The 15,820-nt window shown below is 61.9% G+C and carries 11 protein-coding genes and 1 pseudogene; 9 read left to right on the forward strand and 3 right to left on the reverse strand.

Going from position 1 to position 15,820, the window contains the following annotated elements; genetic code table 11:
* The first annotated feature begins 3 nt into the window (after positions 1-3).
* From LC343_RS06760 to LC343_RS06775, 4 genes are all read left to right on the forward strand, one after another.
* Positions 4-912, forward strand: coding sequence for an amino acid--[acyl-carrier-protein] ligase (locus LC343_RS06760; protein WP_223476348.1), 909 nt, complete (start codon positions 4-6; stop codon positions 910-912).
* A 13-nt stretch (positions 913-925) separates the two neighbouring features.
* Positions 926-1,930 carry a DUF1839 family protein gene (locus LC343_RS06765; protein ID WP_223476729.1) on the forward strand — a complete coding sequence of 335 codons (1,005 nt, stop codon included), beginning with the start codon at positions 926-928 and terminating at the stop codon, positions 1,928-1,930.
* Positions 1,931-1,957: 27 nt separating this feature from the next.
* Complete coding sequence (locus LC343_RS06770; RefSeq protein WP_223476349.1) at positions 1,958-4,441, forward strand: glycosyl hydrolase 2 galactose-binding domain-containing protein; 2,484 nt, start codon at positions 1,958-1,960, stop codon at positions 4,439-4,441.
* An 80-nt stretch (positions 4,442-4,521) separates the two neighbouring features.
* Positions 4,522-6,297: an alpha/beta hydrolase gene (locus LC343_RS06775; RefSeq protein WP_223476350.1), complete on the forward strand. Its 1,776-nt coding sequence runs from the start codon at positions 4,522-4,524 to the stop codon at positions 6,295-6,297.
* Between the two features lie 14 nt (positions 6,298-6,311).
* Here the strand turns inward: LC343_RS06775 and LC343_RS06780 are convergent, their stop codons facing one another.
* Positions 6,312-7,970: a GumC family protein gene (locus tag LC343_RS06780; RefSeq protein WP_223476351.1), complete on the reverse strand. Its 1,659-nt coding sequence runs from the start codon at positions 7,968-7,970 to the stop codon at positions 6,312-6,314.
* Positions 7,971-8,278: 308 nt separating this feature from the next.
* Between LC343_RS06780 and LC343_RS06785 the strand changes: the two genes are divergently transcribed.
* Positions 8,279-9,013 carry a hypothetical protein gene (locus tag LC343_RS06785; RefSeq protein ID WP_223476352.1) on the forward strand — a complete coding sequence of 245 codons (735 nt, stop codon included), beginning with the start codon at positions 8,279-8,281 and terminating at the stop codon, positions 9,011-9,013.
* Between the two features lie 46 nt (positions 9,014-9,059).
* Here LC343_RS06785 and LC343_RS06790 read toward each other — a convergent pair whose 3' ends face one another.
* Positions 9,060-10,370, reverse strand: a complete 1,311-nt coding sequence (locus LC343_RS06790) for an O-antigen ligase family protein (protein WP_223476353.1) — start codon at positions 10,368-10,370, stop codon at positions 9,060-9,062.
* Between the two features lie 480 nt (positions 10,371-10,850).
* On the opposite strand from LC343_RS06790, the gene LC343_RS06795 reads away from it, so the two are divergent.
* The 4 genes and pseudogenes from LC343_RS06795 (at position 10,851) to LC343_RS06810 (ending at position 14,429) form a co-directional block, all read left to right on the forward strand.
* Complete coding sequence (locus LC343_RS06795) at positions 10,851-11,966, forward strand: sugar-transfer associated ATP-grasp domain-containing protein (RefSeq protein WP_223476354.1); 1,116 nt, start codon at positions 10,851-10,853, stop codon at positions 11,964-11,966.
* Between the two features lie 144 nt (positions 11,967-12,110).
* The gene (locus LC343_RS06800) at positions 12,111-12,320 is read left to right on the forward strand and encodes a hypothetical protein (RefSeq protein WP_223476355.1); all 210 of its coding nucleotides are present in this window, start codon (positions 12,111-12,113) and stop codon (positions 12,318-12,320) included.
* A gap of 36 nt (positions 12,321-12,356) precedes the next feature.
* Positions 12,357-13,124: pseudogene (locus LC343_RS06805) on the forward strand (IS5 family transposase).
* Between the two features lie 186 nt (positions 13,125-13,310).
* The gene (locus LC343_RS06810; RefSeq protein WP_223476356.1) at positions 13,311-14,429 is read left to right on the forward strand and encodes a sugar-transfer associated ATP-grasp domain-containing protein; all 1,119 of its coding nucleotides are present in this window, start codon (positions 13,311-13,313) and stop codon (positions 14,427-14,429) included.
* 4 nt (positions 14,430-14,433) lie between these two features.
* Here LC343_RS06810 and LC343_RS06815 read toward each other — a convergent pair whose 3' ends face one another.
* The gene (locus tag LC343_RS06815; RefSeq protein WP_223476357.1) at positions 14,434-15,702 is read right to left on the reverse strand and encodes a lipopolysaccharide biosynthesis protein; all 1,269 of its coding nucleotides are present in this window, start codon (positions 15,700-15,702) and stop codon (positions 14,434-14,436) included.
* Positions 15,703-15,820: the final 118 nt, after the last annotated feature.

The following is a 15,820-nucleotide window of genomic DNA, read 5'->3' on the forward strand; positions in this document are numbered from 1 at the left end:
GCCATGGACAAGCAAGTCTCCTTTCTCGACCAGCTTTTCGATCAGGGCATCCTGCATGACAGCGGTGTCGATGGCCTCTATGCGCGCAGCGACCTCTTCGAGGAGGTCATCACCCGCTTCGAGGCATTGGCGAAGTCCTTCGGCAAGGACGAAACCAGCGAAGCGATGGTGTTTCCGCCGGGCATGCCGATCAAGGATTTCGAGACCAGCGGCTACATGAAGAACTTCCCGCATCTGGCGGGGACGGTTCACGCCTTTTGCGGCAATGATCACGACCATGCAGGGCTGCTGCAGTGTCTCGAAGTCGGCGAAGACTGGTCGGAGAACCAGAAGCCGACCGACGTGGCGCTGACCCCGGCTGCCTGCTATCCGCTCTACCCGATCCTCGCGCGGCGCGGCGCGCTGCCGGCGGAAGGCGCCTATGTGGCGCTGCAATCCTATTGCTTCCGCCACGAGCCCTCGCGCGATCCGGCCCGCATGCAGATGTTCCGCCAGCGCGAATTCGTGCGCGCCGGTTCCGCCGACCAGGCGATCGCGTTCCGCGAGACCTGGAAACAGCGCGGCCAGGACATCATGAAGCTGCTGGAACTGCCCTGCACGGTGGATGTCGCGAACGATCCGTTCTTCGGACGGGCCGGCAAGATGATGGGGTCCAGCCAGCGCGAACAGGAACTGAAATTCGAGCTGCTCGTGCCGGTCAATTCGGCCGCGAACCCGACCGCCTGCATGAGCTTCAACTACCACATGGACAATTTCGGCAAGGCCTGGGACATCCGCCAGCAGGACGGCTCGCACGCCCATACGGCATGCGTCGGCTTCGGGCTGGAACGCATCGCCCTGGCGCTTTTCCGCCATCACGGCATGGATGTGGAAAGCTGGCCGGCAGGTGTCCGCAAGGCGCTCTGGGGCTGACATCTTGGCATCGATGACCGACCTTCCGGCGATCTTCCCGGCGCTCGACCCGACCGACTACGCGCGGCATGCGCTGCATGCGGGGACGCGCGACTGGCCGGAGACGAACTGTTATCTCGACGTCTGGATCGAGGTGCTGCCGGCGCTCGGCCTGCCGCCGGAAGCCTGCCTTTCCTATGCGGTCACGCAGGATTTCGAAGGCGACCAGTTCACCTTCTTCAAGGTGCCGCTGGAAGACCTCGAACGCCTTTACGGCCTGCGGGTCACCGAACTGGCGATCTACGACCGGGTCGAAAACCATGTCGTCGAACAGATCGGACGCGGCCGGCTGTCGCTGGTGGAGGTGGACAGCTTCTACCTGCCCGACACGCAGGGCACGTCCTATCGCAAGGAACACGGCAAGACGACGATCGCGCCGAACCGGATCGACCTCGAAGGCCGGTGCATGGATTACTTCCACGGGCTGGGTCTGCATCGGCTCGAAGGCGAGGACTTCGAGGGCGTTTTCCACCTGAACGCCGCAGAGGGCGCCCTGCCCTTCCTGCCCTACACGGAATTCGTGAAGTTCCCCGACGCGTTGCCGTCGCGCGACGAGATTGTCGCGAATGCCGAAGGGTTGCTGCGTCTGCACCTTGGCCGCCGGCCGGCGAAAAATCCGGTGCGGGCCTTTGCCGAGGTGTTTCCCGGCCAGGTCGAGGCGATCGCGGAGCGCGATTTCGGCTTCTTCCATCTCTACGCCTTCAACACGCTGCGGCAACTCGGCGCGAATTTCGAGCTGTTCTCCAGCCATCTGGACTGGCTTGCCGAAAACGGCGTGACCGGCATCGGGGCGAGCGCCGACGAGGCGCGCAAGATCTCCTCGACCTGCAAGATCGTCCAGTTCCAGCTCGCGCGCGCAGTGATGCGCAAGAATTTCGACAAGCTGGCACCGGCGCTGATCCCGGCGATCGACGCCTGGGACGCAATGACGGAAAGCCTCGACACCATCGTCGGCAAGGCCACATCCAGGGCCGCCTGACCGATCAACATTCCCGCGGGACGCGCCATGAAACGCCGCATCATGTCATCCGACGGCCATGCATCACGGATCGAATCCGGCTGGTGGATGGCGCTGAGCGAGGCGGGCGCGGTCGCCGAACCTTCCGATCTGGGCGCTCTCAAGGACTGGATACAAGCCAAGGTTCCCGGAACGGCGGCCGGCGCGCTTGCCGCCGCCGGGCAGTTCAACGCCGAGGATCCGACACCGCTGCACGACAAGGATGCGTGGTTCATCGCCGGCATTCGCGAAGACGAACCGGGCGAACGCCTGCTCGTCTTCGAAGGACTCGCGACCATTGCGGAGGTCTGGTGGAACGGCGAAAAGATCCTCGACAGCGACAGCATGTTCCTCGGCCATGACGTACGGGTGACCGCGCGCGAGGACAATGCGCTGGCGATCTGCTTTCGGGCGCTCGAGCCGCACCTCGCGGCGAAAGGCCCGCGCGCGCGCTGGCGTCCGCAACTGGCGGTGTCGCAGGGGCTACGGCTGGTGCGCACGACGCTGCTCGGCCACATGCCCGGCTGGTGTCCCGAGGTTCACGCCGTCGGGCCGTGGCGGCCTGTCTCGCTTTTGAAACCCGACGCGCCGAGCGTCCGCATCGACACGATGACCGCGACGCTGGAAGACGACGGGACCGGCGTTCTGTCGCTGGCCTTCTCGCTCGACAACACGCCGGGCGTTCCCGTCATCCGCTGCGCCGGTGAAAGCGCTGAAGCGACGCGCGCGGATGATGGAAGCTGGCGCGCGCAACTGCGGATCGCCGATGTCGCGGCATGGTGGCCGCACACCCATGGCGACCCGGCGCTGCATGCCATTTACGTCGATGCCGGCGGCGACAGTTTCAGCCTCGGCAAGACCGGTTTCCGCCGTATCGAAGTCGAACGCGGCGCGGACGGCAAGGGATTCGCGCTGACCGTGAACGGAACGCCCGTCTTCTGCCGGGGCGCGGTGTGGACCAACGCGAATATCGTCAATTTGCCGGGCGACGCCGAGAGCTATCGCCCGTGGCTCGACCTTGCCGCCGAGGCGGGCATGAACATGCTGCGCGTCGGTGGAACGATGGTCTATGAGAGCCCGGATTTCTTCGCCTTGTGCGACGAACTCGGCCTGATGGTCTGGCAGGACTTCCAGTTCGCCAATTACGATTATCCGGTCGGCGACGACGCCTTTGCCGGGGCGGTGCGCGAAGAAGCGCGGCATTCCCTCGGTGCAACGATGGGAAGCCCGTCGCTCGCCGTTCTGTGCGGCGGAAGCGAGATCTACCAGCAGGGCGCGATGCTCGGCCTGCCAGAAAGCAAATGGCGCGGGCCGCTGACCGAGGAAATCCTGCCGGAAATCTGCGCCGAACTGCGCCCCGACGCGGTCTATGCCGCCAACTCGCCGGACGGTGGCGCGCTGCCGTTCTCGCCCGATTCCGGCATCGCGCATTATTACGGCGTCGGCGCCTATCGCCGCCCGCTGGACGATGCGCGGCGCGCCAATGTGCGGTTCGCAGGCGAGTGCCTCGCCTTCTCTCATGTGCCGCAGCAACGCACGCTCGATGCACACCTGCCGGTGATGCCGTGCCACGACCCGCGCTGGAAGGCCCGAGTCCCGCGGGACCGCGGCGCGGGCTGGGATTTCGAGGATGTGCGCGACCACTATTTCAAGCTGATCTACGGCGTCGACCCGATCGAGGTGCGCTACGGCGACCCGGCGCGCTATCTCGACATGTCGCGGGCGGTGACCGGCGAGGTGATGGAAGCGGTCTACGCCGAATGGCGGCGCGCCGCCTCGCCCTGCCAGGGGGCGCTGGTCTTTACCTACCAGGACCTGCTGCCCGGCGCAGGCTGGGGCCTGGTCGATTCCACCGGCGAACCAAAGCCGGCATGGTACGCGCTCAAGCGCGCGTTCCGTCCGTTGCAGGTGGCCCTGACCGACGAGGGCACCAACGGCCTTGCGGTGCATGTCGTCAACGAGACCGCGACGACGCGGGACGTGGAACTGACGATCGATTGCCTGCGCGACGGCGCGACACGGGTGGTCGGCGGCGAACGCACGCTGACGCTCGCGCCGCGCGAATCCCTCGAAATTCCGGCGACCGATCTGTTCGGAGCTTTCTTCGACACGACCAACGCCTATCGCTTCGGCCCGCCGGCCCACGACGTGACGGTTGCGCGGCTGCGCGAGCCGGATTCGCATGTCGTGCTCGCCGACGCGTTTCATTTCCCGGCGGGCTATCCCGCCGCCCGCGTGCCCCTGGCGATCGAGGCCAGCGCCGAACGCGACGAGCGGGGCAACTGGTGGCTGGCGCTTTCGACCGACCGTTTCGCGCAGTCGGTGCATGTGGACGACGCCAATTTCCGGCCCGCCGACGACTGGTTCCACCTTGCGCCGGGCGCGAACCGGCATGTCCGCCTGATCCGCAGGGTCGATGCCGCAGAAAGCGCCGTGCCGGCGGGAACGGTCACGGCGCTCAACGGGACGCGCGGTTTCGGGTTTGGGGGCTAGGCGCGGATGCTGGCGAACACACTCCTTCCAAGTTTTCAGGGGACCGGCGGCCCGAACCCCGGTTTCAAAGGCGCGCGCCCATGAATATCGCACCCGCACCCGGAACTATAAGCAACACGGCTCTCGACGCCTCGGCACCCGCCACGCCGCTCGTCTTCGACGGAATGGCCGGCTTCTTCCACGCGGCTGACGGCGATACGGCCGTATTGCTGCTGAGCCCGTGGGGCTATGAGGAACTGTGCACGCACAAGTCGATCCGGCTGCTCGCCGAGCGGCTTGCAGCGGCCGGTTTTCCCTGCCTGCGCTTCGACTATCCGGCGACTGGCCATTCGCTGGGTGCAAGCGCCGATCTTGACGACGAGACCGCCTGGCGAAAAAGCGTGAAGCGGGCACTGGAGGAACTGCGCCGGCTGACAGAGCCGCGCCGGATCATCGTCATCGGCCAGGGTCTCGGCGGCGCGCTGGCGGGAGACCTTGCCCGCGACACCGATCTCGACGGGCTGGTGCTGATGGCGCCGGTGATCCAGGGCCGGACGTATCTGCGCGAGCTCACGGCATGGACGGCGATGACCAAGCCATCCTTCCTGGTAAGCGCATCCGACGGTCCGGAAGGCGGGCTGATGGCCGGCGGTTTCGTGCTGTCGGCAGCGACGACGAAGGAAGTCCGCGCGCTTGACCTGACCAAGGACTGGACGCCTCGCGCGGGGAAAGTCCTGCTGGTCGCGCGCGACGACCATGGCGGCGATGACATGCTGGCCGAAATCCTGGCGGATCGCGGGTTAACACCGGACACGATCCCGTTCGAACGCTACGCGGATTATGTCAGCGACTCCGTCTTTTCGATCGTCATCGACGACATCATCGATAAGGTGGTCGCCTGGTGCTCGACGAATTTCCCTTTCGAGAGCGTCATGCCTCGCCCAGACAGGGACCTTCCTGCAGAGCTTTCGGGCCCGGACTTCCGGGAAACGCTGCTGCGCTTCGGTCCCGACCACGACATGTTTGGCGTGTTCACGGAGCCGACAAGAGCGCCCTCGGGAACGGCTTACCTGTTTCTCAATACGGGGCTGGACCACTCGATCGGCTGGGGCCGCATGGTGGTGGATTTCGCGAGAACGCTTGCCCGCGAGGGGCATGCCGGCTTCCGGATAGACGTCACCGGCATCGGCGAAACACGGCTCAGGCCGGGTCAGGCGCCTGAGGTGATGTACACCGATACTCATATCGGCGATGTCAAACAGGCCATCGACTGGCTGCTCGACGGACACGGGATCGAGAGAGTGATCCTCGTGGGCCGCTGCAGCGGCTCATATCTTGCCGGGATTTCCGCAGCGGCGGACGAACGGGTTTCGGGCACCGCGATCATCAATGCGCGACGGCTGGTCTGGGATACGCGCGCGGATTTCGAAAAGGAGTTCGGCCGGCCGGTTCGGGCGCTGGAAGCATACAAGCGCCGACTGTCTGACGGAAAATCGCTACGGAAGATCCTGACGGGGCAGGTGCCCGTTCGCAAGATCGTGGCAAAACTCACCGAGGGCGTCTATCGGGAGGCAGACCGGGCGTTGGCACCGCTGCTCGGCCGCCTCACCTGGCACGGGCAACTGGGCCACATATTGAACACCCGCTTCGCAACCCTGCGGGATCGCGGCACGGCCGTGGAGCTTATCTATTCGAACGAGGATGAAGGTCCGCGCGATCTGGAGATGTGGTTCGGCGACGCCTTCGACGGGCTTGCGAAATATCCGAATATCAAGCTGTCATTCATATCTCATGCAGACCATAACCTCACGCCGATCGACGCGCGGGATGCGGTGCTGGAGAAGCTGCGCGACATCGCGCGGCGCATCCGCGACTGACGCGGATCTGACGATTACTTCGCGCCGCCGCCGACATTGAGAAGCGAGAAACCCGCGGAACCGCGGGAATGGCGCGGCGACGGCGTTCCGCTCGCGGGCCGTTTCGCCTCGATGCGGTCGAACGCAGTGTCCACCCGGGCCGCCTTTTCGGGATCCGGTTCGACGTCCATCCGCTTGGGCCGATCGAATTCCGCGTAGACCGGGCTGTCTTCGATACGGGACGGCGGCAGCTCATAATCGGCGGCAGGTTCCGTCTCTTCGACCTCGGCGGTCTTGTTGCGCAGGATTGCAGCAAGCTGCCGGGCAACTTCGCCGCCGATGACCAGCGCCACGCCAACCATCACGCCGAAAAACCCGCCCAGTATCACCAGAAGCTTCTTTTTCGGCCAGACCGGGCTCTTGGCCGGCAGGCCGGGGCCGATGATCCGCGCAGAAGGAATGACGACTTCGTCAAGCGTCGATATCTGATTGGCGCGCGACAAGGCGCTTTCGTAGATCGTTCGCGATGCCTGGGCGTCCGACTCAAGCTCGCGCAGTCGGATCATCGCGGCGTCGCCGCTGTCGCTTCGGTCACGCGACATTTCGATTGCGCTTGAGAGATTCGCCACACGCACCCGCGCAATACCCAGTTCGACCTTCGCCGCATCGGCTGCATCCTGCGCTTCCGCCTGCAACAATCCCTCAAGCCTGCGAACCTCGGAGCGCGCACCGATCAGGCGGGGATGTTGCGGAAGCAACTCCGCTTCGAGATTGGCGACGGTGCGCACGGCGGTCGTATATTGCGACCGCAATTCGGCGACATTCGGCGAGGTGGAAATCTCGTTGATGGAGTTGGCGCTGACACCGCCCTTGACGAAGGCAGTGAGCTGGTCGTAGCGCGCCTGCTTCTCCGCTAGCATCGCCCTGGCCTCAGTCAGTTGCGTACTCAAGCCAGCCAGTTCCTGGCTCGTGAGCAGGCCGTCCTCGCCGGTGCTCTGAAGCCGGTTCGCCGCCTTGTATTCCTGCGCGGCGACCTCAGCGGTACGCATCCGGTCGCGAAGCTCGGCAAGTCGTTCCTGGATCTGCTCGTCGATACCGGCAGACGAGAGCTGCTTGTCGCGCTGCCGATCAGCGAGGTAGCTTTCGGCGATACCTTGCGCGAGCTTCGCGGATTTCTCGGCGCTCCCGCTTTCCACGGACACGCTGATGACACGGGTGGTGCCGACACGGCTGGCGGAGACCGCTTTTGACAACGCGCTGACCGCCGCGTTTTCGCGCGCGATTTCATCGGTCGGTCCGCTATCCGAGCTTCCGAAACCCAAAAGGTCGAGCAGAGAAGTGCTGGCGCCGCCATCGCCGAATTCGTCGTCGGCCTTGAGATTGAAATGTCGCACAACAGGCCGCAAGACCGAGTCCGATCCAATCACCGCGACCTGGCTTTCGATGTAGCTGCCCTCGTCGATCCCGCGCTTGGGTATATTCGGGTCGTCGAAAGGCTGACGCGCGTCCGGATCAATCAACAGGCTCGCGGTCGACACGTAGACCGGCGTCGCCATCAGCGCATAAATGATCGTCACGACAACGAACGCGGCCGCCGTCAGCACGACAAAGTGCAGACGCCGGCGCAGCACGGTCAGAATGGCCCAGATATCGAGCCCGACCGGTCCTAACGACATTTGGCGGGAAGCTTGCATACGCACGTCCTAGAGAGCACAAATTATTCCTAACGATCCGTACACAAGTCTGGTTATTACTTCGCTAACGACGCCAGCGGCTTATCTCGGCCGGCGCAGGCGAGCGCCCGCGTGCGGGGCCTGTTGACGGTAACTTAATCGGTTCGTGGTCCAATCCGTGTGGATCGCCAATCGATCCGTTCAGAAACAGCATCGGTCCAGGTGCAGGTGGGAAATCCCGAGATGAAGCCCAGTCGCATGCGACTTCACGCCGTTTGAAATATCCCGGCCAGGCAAGGTAATCCGCGTTGTTCTTCTTCAACATTCCCTTGAAGTCCCGAAAAGTCTCGAAAGACTGGGCGCTCGTCACCAGGTTTTTCGAGCAGACGCTGTCCTCGGTCTTCAACCAGAGCAACGACAGTTTCAGGGTCTTCGTGGCCTGCCACGACATTCCGGAAACGCGCTTCAACGATGATCCCCGGCTGACCTATGTACAGGTCGATTTTCCTCCGCCGCTCTACAAAGACGAATTCGTCGTCGACAAGCACAAGAAGCGCGAGGTTCTCGCCGCAAGGCTGCGCGCCGAAGGGGGTGGCTACGCGATGGATCTAGACGCCGACGACCTTGTAAGCCGCAGGCTTGTCGCTCATGTCCTGAATGACGCCAATCCCTACGGATATGTGGTCAAGGATGGATATGAATACGACTACGGTCGACAGCTCGTCAGGAAAGCCCCGCGCTTCAACAAATTGTCGGGAAGCTGCTCGGTGATCCGCTGGGAGGTGGAAGATCTGCCCGAGATTCCCTACCGCGACGAAACCACGCTCTTCAGGGAAACTATCAACAATTTTCACCCCACCCATGAAGCGCTGTTCGCCGGTAAGGGGCGTCCGTTGGCTCCGGTTCCATTTCGCGCCGTCGCCTACATGATGAACAATTCGGAAAACATCTCCGTACAGACCGGCAATGTCGGCTGGCGACGCGCATTGCTGCGAAGATTCACACCGGCCGGACCTGTCAGCAAGGAATTCGCCGAGGAATTCGGATTGAAACGGACCGGATAGGCGGCGCGGCGCCTTAAAAACGGCATCCGTCAATTTATAAAAGCGCTCAGCCCCGCGGTTTCGCGTTCGCCGCGCGGTCGAAATCGCCGGCTCGCGGAAGAAATGCCGCGAACAGAAACAGCAGCCAAGCCAGCGAGTAGCTGCGAAACAGGCTGCTCTCCAGCATGTTGTGGCTGACGACGATCAACACCAGCGTAATCGCCAGCCAACAAAGCGCCGGTTGCCGCTCAAGGGATTTCGCAGCCGACAGAAGAGTGGCGACGATCAGCGCAAGCAAGATGATGAGGCCGATCAGGCCGGTTTCGACGAACACGTCCAGAAAACCGTTATGCGCCTGCTGCAGCCGGGCGACCAGCGCCGGCGCTTCAGTATCAACGATCGATCCCGCCCCGACGCCCCAGAATGCAGCGTATCCCTGTCCGACCAGCGGACTGCGTGAAATCACATCCAGCACGAATTCCCAGATAATCGTACGCCCAGTGAAGGTGGTATCGCCGAAGAGCAACATCGACATGTCGGCGAAGGTGTAGCCCGTGAGGGCAGAAATGTAGAACCACGCCGCGATGGCGAAAACGGCAGCAAAAAGAACAAACGCGGCTACGTTCATTCGCACCGGCCTCGCGATCGCGATTGCCATGAAGGTCAGGGCCGGCATCATGACTGCCAGGCCGAGCGAGGTTTTCGACCGACTTTCCACAAGCGCGACGAATGCCATGACGACGCACGCGAGAAACACGATGCGCAAAGTCCCGCGCCGGGTCGCCGCGCCATAGAGACAAAGGCAGATCGCGAACATCATCATTGAGCCTAGCGTGTTCTTGTGGTCGTAGATGCCCTCATGCCCGAGCGGACCGGGCGGAGTGGCCAGCACCACGACGAAATTGAGCACGACAGCCATTACGATTACCGACAGAATACGCTCGAGCATCCGGTCACGGTCCGTCGCCAGCGCGCTCGGCAGGATGACGGACAGCACGACGATGGCCTGCAGGACGAGCCTGCGAAAACTGATCGTGGGGGCGTAGGACCAAAGCAGGCTCATCGCGGCAAATGCGAGATAGGCGACGACGAGAACAACGACTGGATCACGGAGCAAGCGGAACGCAGCACCAAAGTCCCGCCTCACCGCGATCAGGGTCAGAGCGAGCATGCCGATCCAGAACAGCTGGTTGGCTGGGTTCGATTGCGCGCCAGCCACGTTGACGTTGGTCGACTCCGACGGCGCCATCGCCTGAACGATCAAGGGCGAAAGCAGGAAGACATAGGCGAAGATGATTGCGGGTATCCAGTGCAACAGACGGCGCGAGTCCGCATCCGTAGCCGCTTCTGTCACCCTGGAGTAGTAGTCGTCCGCCATGCGACCCTTTCAAGTGATTGGCGTCACGGCCGGGGCCGCGAGTCGCCCGAAACGATAGCATCGTTTTCGATTCGCGGCAGAGCCCTCCGCCGACTGTGCCAAACGGTTTGACGCAAGAAACGGCGTTCGTCAGTCAAAGGTGCTCGGCAGTCAAAATTCTTTGCATTTGAATTTTAGTCAAATATCGGATTTTTCCGTTAATCATAAATTTCCCATAGGGCCAATTTATATTGTCTTAGCCATATCTGTTCAGTACCTGACATCTCCGATATTTATAAACAAGAGTTCCGACTTGCTCGGAGGGGAAGCCGCAAGAGATACCCGAAATACGGAATGAAAATCATCACCGCGACAGCGATCCGGATCACCGGGGAGCCGACACCGCCCATTGACGGAATCGCCACGGATTACAGACGCGGCTGATTGGCATGAAGGACAATCCCTGCCCGCTCACGGGCACAATCGGACGAAGAAGACCATATGATAGAGTTCGACCGCTACAAGCGCATCCTCAACGAGGATTTCCCCGTCTATCTGAAAGCCCGCGACCGAAAGCCAGTCATTCGACAGGCGATGGAGATCTACCGGCTGATGCGGATGTACCGATATCTTCCATATCAGTACCTCAAGCACGGACTGTATCGACGCGGTTTCGACAAGGAAATCTACCGCTACATTCCGCCGGAATTGCTGCACCTCACCCGCAACAATCTGAACGCCCGAGGCGACAAGGAAGCGCTCCACGACAAGTTGCAACAGGAGAAAATGTTGTGCGACGGCGGGGTACCCACCACAAAGACCCTGTTTCGGTTGCAAAAGTCCGGCATCGTTGACCTCGAGGGCAATCAGGTCGAATTCAAGGATTTCATCGACAGGGTCGGCGAGATGGCACTGCCGAGAGGCATGATCGTGAAGCCGCGCGATGGCGGATCGGGAGCCGCGGTCTTCAAGATGGATGTCGAGGACGGCATCCTCATCCACGAGGGTGAGCCCCTCGATTTCGAAGCCTTTCGAACACTCGTGTACACGACGCGCCACGGCGAATTCTGGGAAGAGTTCGTCATCCAGGAAACGATCGTCCAACATCCGGATCTCGACCGCCTCAACGCATCGTCCGTGAACACCGTCCGCATCGACACATTCATCGACGACGACGGCAAGGTGTCGTTCAATGCCGCCGCACTGAAGATCGGCGTGCCGGGCAGCGTCACGGACAACGGTTCGAGCGGCGGGTACATGGCCGGTCTCGATCTCGCTACGGGACATTTTACCAGCGGCGCAAGGCGCTATGCCCATGACAGCGGCAAGAATTACGACATGAGAGAGCTGTACGGAATCGATCCCGATACGTTCGCGGTTCCGTACTGGCAGGATCTGCTGACGACCGCGCGTAGGGCCGCGAAGTGCGTGGCCCCTTTCCGGTCGCTGGGTTGGGATATCGCGGTCGCCAAGGACGGACCCGTGGTCATCGAAGCAAACCACGACTATGGTGTCTATGTGCTGCAGGATCTGGCCGGCGGCTATGCAGATCAGCCGCTGGGACGCGCGTTCCTGGAGCAATTCCCCAATCGGGACAAGGTACTCGCAGCCTTGTAAGAGTTTCTCTGCGGCACGGCTGCTAGGCCGTGAACCCATAAACGGCTGAGAAAGCGGTCTCAGATTGAACGGGATCGGTCGGGGCTATATCGTCAGGGGATGGGCATCTTCGATCAGCGACGAAAATGGCGGGAGTTGGCTCGCTTGCTGGATAGCGCCTTGGAGATTGAGCGGCATAGGCTTGGAGTGGAGCAAGCGCACATCGTAACAGATTTCATAGCCCACAATGAATTTGGGTTGGCCCACGATGAACTTGTTGATGCATTGTCCGAACTTGACCTTGTTCCGCTTGAGCCGACGAGCGCGTTGTTGGAGCAGGCCGATGCCCTGATGCGTGGTGAGGCGAAGCCATAGCTTCACTTTTTCGCGATGATCTGATTCAGCGCCGGCATGAGCCGATATGATCTGACCGACTTCGAGTGGCGCTTGATTGAACCGCTCCTGCCTAACAAACCACGAGGTGTGCCGCGTGTCGATGACCGCCGTGTGCTGAATGGCATCTTCTGGGTGCTGCGATCCGGTGCACCGTGGCGTGACCTGCCCGAGCGCTATGGCCCCGCGCACCACCTGCTACAACCGCTTCGTCCGATGGCGGAAGGCTGGCGTCTGGGACCGGATGATGGATGCCATCACAGCTGCGCATGAAGGCGACATCCAGATGATCGACAGCACTTCCATCCGGGCGCACCAACAGGCCGCGACGGCAAAAAGGGGGGTCGAGATCATTGTCTCGGTCGTTCCCGAGGCGGCCTCACGACCAAAATCCATGCGGTCGTCGATGGGCAAGGCCTACCGATCCGGCTGCGCCTGACCGCCGGGCAAAGCCACGACGGACAGGCCGCCGACGATCTGCTCGATCATGTTCGCGCAGGGACAATCGTACTGGCAGACAAAGCCTATGACGCCGGCCGTATCCGTGTATCTCTCCGGGAGAAAGGCGCGTTCGCCAACATCCCACCCAAAGCTAACCGGAGGTCGAAACCATACTTCAGCACGTGGCTCTACCGCGAGCGGAACCTCATCGAACGGTTCTTCTCCAAGCTGAAACACTTCCGTCGGGTCGCCACCCGTTACGACAAGCTTGCCGAGAACTTCCTCGCCATGATCCAACTCGCCTCAATGCGGCTGTGGCTCCGTGTTTATGAGTCTACGGCCTAGTTGCTCGGCGACGAGAATGCGCTAAATGTCCGACTTCGACGAATTGAGAGCAGAGGCGCCGGCCTTCCGCTCCCGATGCGTACGGTCGCGCGCAAGTCGGGATCGGGGGAAGCGGCAAGAGTCCGCTGATGATCGCAAAGCCGGATCGCCGTTCATCGTGGATGCCGCCGAAGCGAGTAACCCGTCATGTCGAAATTCGACCGTTACAAACGCGTGCTGACCGAGGATTTTCCGGTCTATCTCAGGGCGCGCGACAAGAAGTCGATTCTGCGCCAGTCCATCGAGCTTTATCGACTGATGCGGCTCTACCGCTACCTTCCCTACCAGTATCTCAAGCACGGGCTTTACAGCCGGCAAGTCGGCGACGAAATATTCCGCTACCTGCCGACGGAATTGCTGCATGAGACCCGCGACCGCGCCAATGCCGATGGCGATCGCGGCAGGCTGCAGGACAAGCTGCAGATGGAAGACATGCTTATCGGGGGAGGCATTGCGGGCACCAATACGCTGTTCCGGCTCGACCGCGAGAAGCTGATGGATCGTGACGGGAACATGGTGGCTTTTCCGGACTTCCTTGCCCGGGTCGAAGCGATGAACCTGCCGCGCGGCATAATCGTCAAGCCGCGCAGCGGCGGTTCCGGCGCGGCAGTATTCAAGATGGCGGTAGAGGACGGCGCGCTTGTGCATGAGGGAGAAACGCTCGATCTCAGCGCGTTCCGAATGCTTGTTTTCACCACTCGCTTCGGAGAATTCTGGGACGAGTTCCTGATCCAGGAAACGATCGTCCAGCACCCGGATCTCGACCGCTTCAATCCGACTTCCGTCAATTCGGTCCGCATCGACAGTTTTATCGGCGACGACGGCGTCACGCGGTTCAACGCCGCAGCCCTCAAGATCGGTCCGCCGGGAAGCGTTACCGACAACTCGACCGGCGGCGGATACATGGCGGGGATCGATCTGGAGACCGGCAAGTTCTCGAGCGATGCGAAACAGGAAGCGCGCTACGGCGGACGCTACCACGACCTCGAGGACCTGTTCGGGATCGATCCGCAAACATTCGTCATCCCTTTTTGGGACGAGGTCATTTCCACGGCAAGCAAGGCGGCGGAATGCATGGCCCCGTTCCGCGCCCTCGGGTGGGATATCGCGCTGTCGGAGAACGGCCCGCTCGTGATCGAAACCAACTACGATTACGGCATAGATGTGCTGCAGGAAGTCGCGAGGGGCTACGCCGAAAAGCCGCTGGGACGCGCCTTCCTCGACCGGTTCCCCAATCGGGACGCCGTGCTGAAGGCCCTGCAGTAATCCCCTATTCCGCCGGCTGGACGGCGCGTTTCTCCTGCAACAGGAACAGCCAGGTCGCCGCGATGAGCCCGACCTGCAACACGAGACGCGCCACCGCCGCGCCGACGAGACCGCCGAGAACCGCACCGGTCCAGATCGCCGGCACCATCATGAGCGCCGTGACAACCAGCAGGAGGATCCGGATATGCTGCTTTCCGACCGCACGCAGAATGTCCGCGCCGATCCCGGAGATGCCGTGCAGCAGCGGATAGAGCGCGAACAGCTTGATGATCTGCGGCGTGCCGTCGAAGTCGTGACCGATCACATAGGGCACGTAGTCTGCGCCAACGAACAGGACGACTGCGATGGCCAGCGACATCGCGAGCGAGAAGGGCAGCAGCTTCACACCGAAGCCGACACTGTCGGCACGGCTGGCCGCTGCATTGCGGAAATGCCGCGTATAGGTCGCGTAGAGGAGCGCCCTGATCGGAGCCGATGCGGCATCGACGATCTTCAGACCGGCGGCGTATGCACCTGCCGCGCCAGGGCCGAGGAAGTGTGAAACGGTCGGTTTGTCCAGATCGCCGACGCTGTTGATCGCCATGAACTCCAGGCAGAATTGCAGTCCGAGTGGCAAGTCCGCCCGTATGATGTTCAGACGCGGCGCACCGCAAACCACGAGCACCAATATTATCGCGACAACCGCGCTGATCGCCGAGGCGGCCAGATACCACCACGCCCAGATTTCGAGGGTCAGCTGGTCATGCAAGAGGATCGCCAGCAACAGGAAGGACGCGCGCATGACCGCCAGGCCGACATTGACCAGCATTTGCAACCGGGCCCGGTCAAAGGCCATGAAGATGCTGGAGCACAGCGAAGCGAGCCTGCCGCAAACGAGATGTGCGGATATGATCGCGAGAAACGCGGGAAAGGCGAGATGGTCACCAATGATCGAATGACCGATCACCATCACGGCAGCGGCCACGAGAGGCAAAGTCCCGCCCAGCAGCACCAGAGCGTGCCCGAAATATCTCGCGAAATTCGAGGGGGTGACCGCAACCCGCTGGATCAGAACATGATCGCTGCCAAGGCCCGTGATCGTGTTGGCGATACCGCTGACCGCCGACAAGGTGACAAAGACGCCATAACTCACCGGTCCCAGATATCGGGAAATCATCATGAAATAGGTGAACTGAATAACCAGTTGGAGACCGAAATTGAACGTATAGGTCACCGTATTCCGCACGAGCGCGGAAGATCGGTACCGGTTTGCCAATTCAAATAGACGTCTCATTCTCGTTTTCTGTTCAGCCTCGCGGGCGAGTTCATTTCGCGCGGACCAGGCCGCATTCCTTGCCGACAAAGTTCAACTGGCCGCGTCGTAGCGCAATTTCGTTACGAATTGGCCCAAC

It is taken from the genome of Oricola indica (assembly GCF_019966595.1).
Taxonomy (GTDB): Bacteria; Pseudomonadota; Alphaproteobacteria; order Rhizobiales; family Rhizobiaceae; genus Oricola; species Oricola indica.

Bases quoted from the DNA above. Each gene is read 5' to 3' on its own strand.
- LC343_RS06760 (WP_223476348.1), top strand. From the start codon at position 4: ATGGACAAGCAAGTCTCCTTTCTCGACCAGCTTTTCGATCAGGGCATC.
- LC343_RS06765 (WP_223476729.1), top strand. From the start codon at position 926: ATGACCGACCTTCCGGCGATCTTCCCGGCGCTCGACCCGACCGACTAC.
- LC343_RS06770 (WP_223476349.1), top strand. From the start codon at position 1,958: ATGAAACGCCGCATCATGTCATCCGACGGCCATGCATCACGGATCGAA.
- LC343_RS06775 (WP_223476350.1), top strand. From the start codon at position 4,522: ATGAATATCGCACCCGCACCCGGAACTATAAGCAACACGGCTCTCGAC.
- LC343_RS06780 (WP_223476351.1), bottom strand. From the start codon at position 7,970: ATGCAAGCTTCCCGCCAAATGTCGTTAGGACCGGTCGGGCTCGATATC.
- LC343_RS06790 (WP_223476353.1), bottom strand. From the start codon at position 10,370: ATGGCGGACGACTACTACTCCAGGGTGACAGAAGCGGCTACGGATGCG.
- LC343_RS06795 (WP_223476354.1), top strand. From the start codon at position 10,851: ATGATAGAGTTCGACCGCTACAAGCGCATCCTCAACGAGGATTTCCCC.
- LC343_RS06810 (WP_223476356.1), top strand. From the start codon at position 13,311: ATGTCGAAATTCGACCGTTACAAACGCGTGCTGACCGAGGATTTTCCG.
- LC343_RS06815 (WP_223476357.1), bottom strand. From the start codon at position 15,702: ATGAGACGTCTATTTGAATTGGCAAACCGGTACCGATCTTCCGCGCTC.